12 protein-coding genes and 5 tRNA genes are annotated in these 7,978 nt (G+C 61.9%); 15 read left to right on the forward strand and 2 right to left on the reverse strand.

What is annotated here, in order from left to right; translation table 11 throughout:
- The first annotated feature begins 86 nt into the window (after positions 1 to 86).
- The 15 genes from Q0602_RS13125 (at position 87) to Q0602_RS13195 (ending at position 7,716) form a co-directional block, all read left to right on the forward strand.
- Positions 87 to 320, forward strand: coding sequence for a hypothetical protein (locus Q0602_RS13125; RefSeq protein ID WP_298844015.1), 234 nt, complete (start codon positions 87 to 89; stop codon positions 318 to 320).
- The gene (locus Q0602_RS13130) at positions 317 to 538 is read left to right on the forward strand and encodes a hypothetical protein (RefSeq protein ID WP_298844018.1); all 222 of its coding nucleotides are present in this window, start codon (positions 317 to 319) and stop codon (positions 536 to 538) included. Before Q0602_RS13125 ends, Q0602_RS13130 begins: the two co-directional genes overlap by 4 nt.
- A gap of 100 nt (positions 539 to 638) precedes the next feature.
- Positions 639 to 1,184 (forward strand): ATP phosphoribosyltransferase regulatory subunit, encoded by a 546-nt coding sequence (locus Q0602_RS13135; RefSeq protein WP_298844045.1) that lies wholly within the window; start codon positions 639 to 641, stop codon positions 1,182 to 1,184.
- Positions 1,185 to 1,196: 12 nt separating this feature from the next.
- Entirely contained in the window at positions 1,197 to 2,462 is a 1,266-nt protein-coding gene (gene serS / locus Q0602_RS13140; protein ID WP_298844021.1) for a serine--tRNA ligase, read from the forward strand.
- 12 nt (positions 2,463 to 2,474) lie between these two features.
- Positions 2,475 to 2,918: a hypothetical protein gene (locus Q0602_RS13145; RefSeq protein ID WP_298844024.1), complete on the forward strand. Its 444-nt coding sequence runs from the start codon at positions 2,475 to 2,477 to the stop codon at positions 2,916 to 2,918.
- Complete coding sequence (locus tag Q0602_RS13150) at positions 2,918 to 3,316, forward strand: aminoacyl-tRNA hydrolase (protein ID WP_298844027.1); 399 nt, start codon at positions 2,918 to 2,920, stop codon at positions 3,314 to 3,316. Before Q0602_RS13145 ends, Q0602_RS13150 begins: the two co-directional genes overlap by 1 nt.
- Positions 3,313 to 3,963, forward strand: a complete 651-nt coding sequence (locus tag Q0602_RS13155) for a hypothetical protein (RefSeq protein WP_298844030.1) — start codon at positions 3,313 to 3,315, stop codon at positions 3,961 to 3,963. Before Q0602_RS13150 ends, Q0602_RS13155 begins: the two co-directional genes overlap by 4 nt.
- A gap of 45 nt (positions 3,964 to 4,008) precedes the next feature.
- Positions 4,009 to 4,094: transfer RNA gene (locus Q0602_RS13160), tRNA-Cys, on the forward strand.
- Positions 4,095 to 4,410: 316 nt separating this feature from the next.
- A tRNA-Arg gene (locus Q0602_RS13165) sits at positions 4,411 to 4,487 on the forward strand.
- A 24-nt stretch (positions 4,488 to 4,511) separates the two neighbouring features.
- On the forward strand, positions 4,512 to 4,688 hold the full coding sequence (locus Q0602_RS13170) for a hypothetical protein (RefSeq protein ID WP_298844033.1): 177 nt from the start codon (positions 4,512 to 4,514) through the stop codon (positions 4,686 to 4,688).
- Between the two features lie 12 nt (positions 4,689 to 4,700).
- On the forward strand, positions 4,701 to 4,991 hold the full coding sequence (locus Q0602_RS13175; RefSeq protein ID WP_298844036.1) for a hypothetical protein: 291 nt from the start codon (positions 4,701 to 4,703) through the stop codon (positions 4,989 to 4,991).
- A 10-nt stretch (positions 4,992 to 5,001) separates the two neighbouring features.
- Positions 5,002 to 5,079, forward strand: a tRNA-Arg gene (locus Q0602_RS13180).
- A 181-nt stretch (positions 5,080 to 5,260) separates the two neighbouring features.
- Positions 5,261 to 6,610, forward strand: coding sequence for a hypothetical protein (locus tag Q0602_RS13185; RefSeq protein ID WP_298844039.1), 1,350 nt, complete (start codon positions 5,261 to 5,263; stop codon positions 6,608 to 6,610).
- A 137-nt stretch (positions 6,611 to 6,747) separates the two neighbouring features.
- Positions 6,748 to 7,119 carry a DUF192 domain-containing protein gene (locus tag Q0602_RS13190; RefSeq protein ID WP_298844041.1) on the forward strand — a complete coding sequence of 124 codons (372 nt, stop codon included), beginning with the start codon at positions 6,748 to 6,750 and terminating at the stop codon, positions 7,117 to 7,119.
- Positions 7,120 to 7,239: 120 nt separating this feature from the next.
- Positions 7,240 to 7,716 carry a hypothetical protein gene (locus tag Q0602_RS13195; RefSeq protein ID WP_298844043.1) on the forward strand — a complete coding sequence of 159 codons (477 nt, stop codon included), beginning with the start codon at positions 7,240 to 7,242 and terminating at the stop codon, positions 7,714 to 7,716.
- 76 nt (positions 7,717 to 7,792) lie between these two features.
- Here the strand turns inward: Q0602_RS13195 and Q0602_RS13200 are convergent.
- Both Q0602_RS13200 and Q0602_RS13205 read right to left on the reverse strand, forming a co-directional pair.
- Positions 7,793 to 7,866, reverse strand: a tRNA-Gln gene (locus Q0602_RS13200).
- A 10-nt stretch (positions 7,867 to 7,876) separates the two neighbouring features.
- Positions 7,877 to 7,963, reverse strand: a tRNA-Leu gene (locus Q0602_RS13205).
- Between the last annotated feature and the right edge of the window lie 15 nt (positions 7,964 to 7,978).

Consider the following 7,978-nt stretch of genomic DNA (forward strand, 5'->3'; position numbering starts at 1 on the left):
GTAGTTCAATGGTAGAGCATCAGCCTTCCAAGCTGAGAATGCCGGTTCGAATCCGGTCGTCCGCTCCAACTCACAAGGACAAGAGAATGTTCGATATCGAAGACAAGTCTGCACGGGATCCGCGCGTCGCGGAAGCCCGCGCGAAATTCGAGGCCGCCATGGCCGAGGTCGACCGCTGTACCCTCGCTCTAAATGCACTCGGCATCGAGCCGGTGGTATCCGGCTGGACCGGCCCCATGGACCGCGGCGAGATCCGCATGCAGGGCAATGCCGGCGTCCGCTATCACGAACGCGGCACATTCCTGGAGACAGACTCATGAACATCCATGAAGCAGGACGCCTGGGCCCCAAGGGCACGGCAGCACGTCTGCGGTTCGAAGCCGCACTCGAACATCTCCGCAAGGCGGCCAAGGCCATGGAGGACGCGGGTCAGGAGCCCATCCTCATCGGAAACACCGGAAGCGGCGACAAGTGCATCATGCCGATAGGCAGTCGCTGCCGCATCGAATACAGGCCTGCGCGCGGCGCAAGGCGATAGGACAGAAGGAACATCATCATGCTCAAGGGCACTCGCATCATCCAGGGCCGCGAAGCGGCCGTCTTCCGCAGCACCGTCGATTCTCTCCGGAGGTCGGTTCATCAATGAAGGCTTCTCGGAGGTGATCCTCCCCGCGATCGCCGAACCGGACGTATGGTACGACCGGTCGGGACGCGAGATCGAAGGACAGATGTGGACCTTCGACGACAAGGGCGGGCGCCCCTGCACGCTCATTCCCGAGGCAACCGCACTCCTGCAGCGCGAATACCGCGAACGCTGGGGCAAGTCGCTCCCGAAGCCGATCCGGGTCTTCTACGAGCAGCGCTGCTATCGCTACGAGCGGCCGCAGGCCGGGCGCTACCGCGAATTCACCCAGTTCGGGATCGAAGTCCTAGGGCCCGGTTACTACGAAGACGAATGCCGCGACCTGCTCGTCAGCGCCCTGAAGGCGACAGGCGTCGAATGCGACATCGACGGAGACGCCGTGCGCGGTCTCTCCTACTACTCGCGCAACGGCTTCGAGGCCCGGGTGGAAGCACTCGGTGCGCAGAAGCAGATCGCCGGCGGCGGAAGCTACGAGAACGGATGCGGCTGGGCCGTGGGAGTCGACAGACTGACCCTGGCGGCCATGAAACAGGGAATCTGAAAGGAAAATCCCATGCACGACATCAAGGCAATGCGGGCCGATCCGCAGACATATGTCGACGGATTGACGCGTCGGGGCGTTCCCGACGCCGGAGAGCAGGTCAAGCGACTGCTCGTCCTCGACCGGGCCCTGCGTGACAACGAGACTGAGAAGCAGAAGCGCCTCGCCGAGCGCAACGCCAAGAGCAGGCAGATCGGCGAGGCGATGAAGGCCGGCGACACCGAAAAGGCCGAGCGCCTCAAGGGGGAAGTGACGGAAGCAAAGGACTGGATCGCCGCATACGACCTGAAGCAGGACGACATCCCCGCACAGCAGCACCAACATCTCCTCAATCTACCCAACATTCCGGCCGAGGATGTGCCTGACGGCGCGGACGAAAACGACAATGTCGAGATCGCCCGCCGAGGAGATCCCGGCGAGGCCGGCAGGCACCATGCCGACTTCGGCCCCGAACTCGGCATGGACTTCGAGGCGGGCACGCTCCTCGCCGGCACACGCAACACAGTGCTGCGCGGCCAGATGGCGCGACTCCAGCGCGCACTCGGCCAGTTCATGCTCGACATCCAGACGGACGAGGCCGGTTACCAGGAGACGGCGATCCCGCTCTTGGTGAAACGTGAAGTCCTCGAAGGCACCGGGCAACTCCCGAAGTTCGAAGAGGACCTGTTCGTGACCGCCGATGACCGGTGGCTCATCCCGACCGCCGAGGTGGGCCTCACCAATCTCGTGCGAGAACAGATCGTAGATCTCGAGAGGCCCATGCGACTGACGGCGCTGACTCAGTGCTTCCGCGCCGAGGCAGGCGCCGCCGGCCGGGATACGCGCGGATACATCCGGCAGCACCAGTTCGAGAAGGTCGAGCTGGTGACGATCTGCCGCGAAGAGGACGCGCAGGCGGAACACGACAGGATGCTAGCCGACGCCTGCCGGATCCTCGACAGGCTCGAACTGCCCTACCGCGTCGTCCTGCTGTGTGCAGGCGACATGGGATTCGCGGCGCGCCGGACCTACGACATCGAGGTCTGGATGCCGGGACAGAACGCCTACCGCGAGATCGCCAGCATCAGCTGGTGCGGCGACTTCCAGGGGCGGCGCATGAACGCCCGCTATCGTGGAGAGGACGGCCAGACGCGTCATGTGCACACCCTCAACGGGAGCGGGCTCGCCGTGGGACGCGCTCTTGTCGCGATCATCGAGAACAATCTTCTCGAAGACGGACGCGTCGCCATCCCCGAGGCCCTGCGACCCTACATGGGAAACAGGGAAGCAATTGGCTGAGAGGAGAAGGTGATGGAAAAGACGGTCAACCCCAAGCTGCCCGAGACGATCGCAGAGGCTCTCGCGGACGTGCTGGCCAACGCGGAACCGGTCGGCAGCAGGGTGACCTGTGATCCGGCGCCAACGGATACCGACGAAGACTGGCTGGTGCTGGTTCGAGAAGTTCCAGTCGAAAAACTTCAGGAGGCTGGTTTCAGCCAAGAGGGTTCACCCGAATTCTACACGGGAAACGACGCCGGTGGCTTCCGTTCCTGGCGCAAGGGCGAGATAAACCTCATCACCACCCAGAGCGACGAATTCTTCCGGCTGTTCCTCACGGCGACATATCTGGCCAAACGCTTCAATCTCCTGCGGAAGCAGGACAGGATCGCGCTCTTCCAGGCCGTCCTCTACGGCGTCGAGGTCCACAATCTCGAACCCGAGCCCTGGGGTGCAGCACGGAAGCAGGCGGCCTGATGGACAAGAAAGCGGAGAACCACGCGGAAATGAGGATGGTGCTCGCGTTCCGCGGCGACCTCGACGAGATGACCAGAGGCAAGTCCGAGGTCCAGGCAGCACATGCGGCCTTCTCGGCGGGCGTCCGCCTCGCCATCGACAAGCCGCTTCTCGTCAACCAGTATCTCGCCGACGGGCAACCGAAGATATGCATCGAGGTAGATGATGAAGACCATCTGGCCAAGGTCGTCGAGAGAGCGCGCAAACGTGGCGTCCACGTCGAGATCGTGCGGGACCAGGGCAGGACGGTCTTTGCCGGCCCGACACAGACATGCGCCATCATGGGGCCGATGAGCAAGACGGATTCGAACGCCATCACGCGCGGAACCCGAATGAGGGACAGGGAGAAGCAGACATGAACAAGCAGCGCAGCGCGAAGGCGAAGAAGGCTCTCGAAGCGATCGCGGCAGCGCGAACGACCATGGAGGCCGCTCTCGACGACCTGCGTGGCATCCGCGACGATCTCGGCGAATCGCTCGACAACATGAGCGATGGAGCGCGTGAAGGCGACAACGGACAGATCATGGCCATGGACCACGGAGCGCTCGAGGAGCTCATCGACGCGATCGACGGATTCGATCTGAAGACCGTTCTCGAAGACGCCGCGCAGAACCTCGACATCGAAGGACCGGACGTGCCCGATGCCAGGCTGGACGCCGCGGAACTGGAGGAAAGGCGTATGAAGCGTCTGCCCAAGTGGGCGGCAGACCGGATCGCCTCTGCCGAGAAGTCCCGTGACAGCGCAATCAAGCAGGCCGAGAAGGCCTTCGGCGAACCGCAGGGCGAGCCCGAGGAGTTCGTCGTATGGCGGCAGCATGGCCCCTTCAAGGGCAAGCTCATCCCCACCGAGATCATCGAGGTGCCGGAACTCGGCCTGAAGCTGCGCGTCCAGCGCGTTCCCGGCCTGGAGGAGAAGACCTGGGGGCTCGAGATCATGGCGGAACGCAATCTCATGATCCGTCCGCAAGCCGGGAACATGGCGTTCATCTGCGGAGAACGCTGGTAGGCATTTGACAATTCGCGACCTCATCCTACAAGGTCGCATCGAAGGGGCCCGGTGACCGAGCGGTAAGGTACTGGACTGCAAATCCATGGTTTCCGAAAGGAACGCAGGTTCAAATCCTGTCTGGGCCTCCATTCGAAAAAACCGAGAAGGACGATGACGCAGGAAGCGGTGCACGACGATTGGCGGGATATCTCCGAGGCGCCCAGGGACGGACGCTCCTCGCGGGTGGACCTGTGGATCGTGCGCACATCCGCTTCCGGCCTCCCGCGTGACGAGTATCGCGTACCTGATTGCTATTTCGACGAGGGCAAGAAGGCCTGGCGCTCGCCGTGGACGCGACATGGATCAGAGCCGATCCCACGGCATTACAGACCCACGCACTTCAGACCTTCCGACAGGGGTCCGAGGACCTGAATCAGAATTCGAGAGAGGAAAAATCTCTCGCACGCGCTCGTAGCTCAGTCGGATAGAGCATCGGATTCCTAATCCGGAGGCCACAGGTTCGAATCCTGTCGAGCGCACCATCTTCATCCACCAGGAGATCAGTCATGGCACTGTTCGGAGACTATACCACCCAGGCGTACGCCAATGTGCAGGCGCTCAGCCGTGCACGCGCGAAGGTCATCGACGAGGGCATGGCCCGTCAGGCGAAGCTGAGGGACGATCCGATCGTCACACGGCCGATCTCCGGGGGTAGCGGGCAGATACTGAACATCCTGGTCTGAAGGGAAAAAGACATGCGTTACACCAAGGGCAAGAAGGGCCCCGAGAGCACCAACAAGGTGACGATCCAGTATCTCAAGAAGGACGGGACGGATGCCAACCCGATGGCCAAGGGCGTGATGAACGTCCAGCTCAAGAAGGAGAGCCGAATGGTCTCCCTGATCGCGCAGGGGAAGAACGCGAAGGCCCTCCTCGAGGCGCAGGCTAACGACGGCGACGCGCTGACCCTCACGATGCGCTGGACCGGCCGAGAAGCCGTGACCGTGACAGGCGTCGTCGAGAAAGATATTCCCAAGGCCGCATGACGGCCGGAACGCGCTCTTAGCTCAGCTGGATAGTAGCAACGGTCTTCTAAACCGTAGGTCAGTGGTTCGAGTCCACTAGGGCGCGCCAATACAGCAAAAGGGGTGGCATTCAGAGGAATGCCACCCCTTTTTTGCATCCGCACTCGCCCGACGAGAGCCTTCGGACATTTCCGCATGCGCAAGCATAAACCCCTCCTCGGGTGGTTGCGGGACGAAGTCCATTCATCCTAAAAACACGGCTATCCTTCTATTCCATCGACGGAAATGCCATGACCACGATCACTCTCGTCATCCTAGGTGTCCTGCTGGCAGCTGCCTCGGTCCTCTTCATCCTGTATTATGGTGGTGACGCCTTCGGAAACGGACGGATCGAGGCGGAAGCCGGCCGCCTGGTCGGCGAGGGTGCACAGATGGAGGCGGCACTAGAGCTCTACTACCGTCAGGAGGGTCACTATCCGACGAGCGGCGACCCGGTGCAGGAATTGATATCGGCCGGCTATCTGGACTACCAGCCGATCGGGACACGGACGATGGAGGTCGACCGCTGGGCGATCGACTACGACGGCGGCATGATACGAGCCAAGCTCGGCCCCACGGATCACGAGGAAAGTCTGAACATCTGCCTCAAGGCGAGGCAACAGCTCGACCTTCCCAAGGCGAACACCGCGACCGGTGTCTATCGCTGCGACGGGTCCGACTCCCCGGACGGAAGGCTCGGAGGCCGTGAGCCATGCTGCATAGGAGAGGTGGCGACCGGAGGAGGTCCCGTGGATACGGGTCCGCAGGCTCCCGTGCGCTTCACGCAGCCAGACATATGCGGCGCCCAGCCGGCAGCAAATGCCGCGATGAACGTTCGCGGGACGTGGCTGGCATGCTACATCCGGCAGGTCGAGGCCGCTGCCGATGCCTGGATCGACGAAGGCTCGGGATCCTTCCCGTCGACCAAGTCGCTCTACGATGCCGGCTTCCTCTACAGCATGCCGCCCTCCTGGCCCGAGATATCCTACATCGGGGTCACGCGGGCATGGCAGAGAATGCATGGTGCTCCAGACGGATCGACGATCGTGATCGCCGATTTCGACGGCTCTGCCGGCATCGGTGCTAAGGGTGATCTGGCAAGAGCCGTGACTGCCGCCGATTCCGGACTACCGAACTCGAACTACTATGTCTGGCATGTCTACACCCAGCCCATCTACAACACGAGCGAAGGCGCGCCCGAGGGGGACATACCCCTGTGGACCGGACCGATTCCCGCGGGCAATGCAAGCGTCCTGGAGAAGGCCGACTACATCGCCTACTGGTTCCGCAAGAACCGCGAGGCGATCGACAAGTGGAAGGCCGACGGAATGTCGGGCGCGAACATCACCAGCATCGGTGCTCTTTATGCGACCGAATACGAGACCGCTCCCGGCATGGCCTTCACACAGGATGAGAGCCTCTACATCGGGACCGCCTGGCAGCGGACATGGGATGGAACGCCCAATCTCGTCTGGAGGAGCTATTACCGCAATGGCGATAGCACTTCCCTGTGCAGCCAGATCGAAGCGAGGCTCTACGGTCAGGCTCGGTGCTCCAGTTACAGCACATATCGTCACGTCGCCTACAAGACGCACAAGTGACTTCATGCGGGGGTCGGCGGCTTTGTTTCGCCAGCCCCCGCATCCTAGAATAGCGCATGATTCCACGGGCCTTCATACTGACCGCGCTGTCGGTCCTTCTCTCATGCTGTGCACAGAGCCAGGATACACTCGATTCCGTGGATATCGCCGTAGTGACACCGTCCGGTCACATCGATCTCACCGTCGAGCTCGCGGACGATCCGCACGAGATCTCGACCGGTCTCATGGGAAGGCCGGATATCGGCCCGCATGACGGGATGCTCTTCCTCTCCGATGCACCGCGCGTCCCGCAGTTCTGGATGAAGGACACGCTCATTCCTCTCGACATGATCTTCATCGAGGAAGACGGAACGATATCCCTTGTCGCACCGGATCGGCAGCCGGGCGACCTCAGGCACGTATCACCCGAGAGGCCCGTTATCGCAGTGTTGGAGTTGGAGGCGGGGAAAAGCGCGCAGATGGGCCTGCGCGAAGGAGACACCGTCATTCTCCCTGCATCGAAAAAATAACGGGCCATATTACAACCATTTGCATTCACTCGGAAAGTTCGTGCTTGGGGTATCATCATACCGATCCTAAGAGACCGGTGGGAGGAATTCGATTCTCTCCGAGGAATGAAAGGAACCAGCATGAAGAAGCTAGCCATCGCCACCGCCCTGACCCTTGCCGGCGTCTCCGCTCCGGCGATCGCGCAGTCGCAGGATGCATCCCAACAAGAGCAGGTGAGGAGCGAGATCAATCTCAAGACCGAAGAGACCAGGCAGGACAGGCCGTCCGTCGCCGCGTCCGCGGTCAAGGCGGTCCATAACAGCATCGACGCAGGACGGACCGCTCTCACCGATGTACAACGCAAGAAGATCAAGGACGCCATGCGAATGGAAGCGCACAAGCGCAAGACCATTCATGACGGATCCGTCCTTCCGACCTCAATCGTCGATGAAGCGATCGACAAGCTCAAGGGGTCGCGCCCGAAGTGCTGCATCAAATGCCCGACGACGATCGGCCGCGGAAAGGTCCCGACGGTTCCGGTCAGCAAGGTCAGCTGCATCTCCGAGAGGAAGATAGGCCCCCTCCAGCGGATGCCTTCCATCCTGAAGAAGATCTGATCCGAGCGGGGGCCGCCCATCCGGCGACCCCCACCGCTCGTCCGGCCGCTCACCAGTGAGAAGGCGGGCCGGAAACTGGATGCTCCCCAGGGGGTCGAACCCCGATTTCCTGATTCAGAGTCAGGCGGCTTACCATTAGCCGAAGGAGCATCAGGACGGTTGGTGCGACCGAGAGGATTCGAACCTCCCCGGGATCTCTCCCACGACGACCTCAACGTCGCGCGTCTACCAGCTTCGCCACGGTCGCTTGAACCGTCCTGTA

Origin of the sequence: uncultured Salinicola sp. (genome assembly GCF_937921195.1) — a bacterium.
Lineage (GTDB): Bacteria > Pseudomonadota > Gammaproteobacteria > Pseudomonadales > Halomonadaceae > Salinicola.

Excerpts from the sequence above, each read along its gene's own strand:
- Q0602_RS13125 (WP_298844015.1), top strand. The coding sequence starts at position 87 with ATGTTCGATATCGAAGACAAGTCTGCACGGGATCCGCGCGTCGCGGAA.
- Q0602_RS13130 (WP_298844018.1), top strand. The coding sequence starts at position 317 with ATGAACATCCATGAAGCAGGACGCCTGGGCCCCAAGGGCACGGCAGCA.
- serS (WP_298844021.1), top strand. The coding sequence starts at position 1,197 with ATGCACGACATCAAGGCAATGCGGGCCGATCCGCAGACATATGTCGAC.
- Q0602_RS13145 (WP_298844024.1), top strand. The coding sequence starts at position 2,475 with ATGGAAAAGACGGTCAACCCCAAGCTGCCCGAGACGATCGCAGAGGCT.
- Q0602_RS13150 (WP_298844027.1), top strand. The coding sequence starts at position 2,918 with ATGGACAAGAAAGCGGAGAACCACGCGGAAATGAGGATGGTGCTCGCG.
- Q0602_RS13155 (WP_298844030.1), top strand. The coding sequence starts at position 3,313 with ATGAACAAGCAGCGCAGCGCGAAGGCGAAGAAGGCTCTCGAAGCGATC.
- Q0602_RS13170 (WP_298844033.1), top strand. The coding sequence starts at position 4,512 with ATGGCACTGTTCGGAGACTATACCACCCAGGCGTACGCCAATGTGCAG.
- Q0602_RS13175 (WP_298844036.1), top strand. The coding sequence starts at position 4,701 with ATGCGTTACACCAAGGGCAAGAAGGGCCCCGAGAGCACCAACAAGGTG.
- Q0602_RS13185 (WP_298844039.1), top strand. The coding sequence starts at position 5,261 with ATGACCACGATCACTCTCGTCATCCTAGGTGTCCTGCTGGCAGCTGCC.
- Q0602_RS13195 (WP_298844043.1), top strand. The coding sequence starts at position 7,240 with ATGAAGAAGCTAGCCATCGCCACCGCCCTGACCCTTGCCGGCGTCTCC.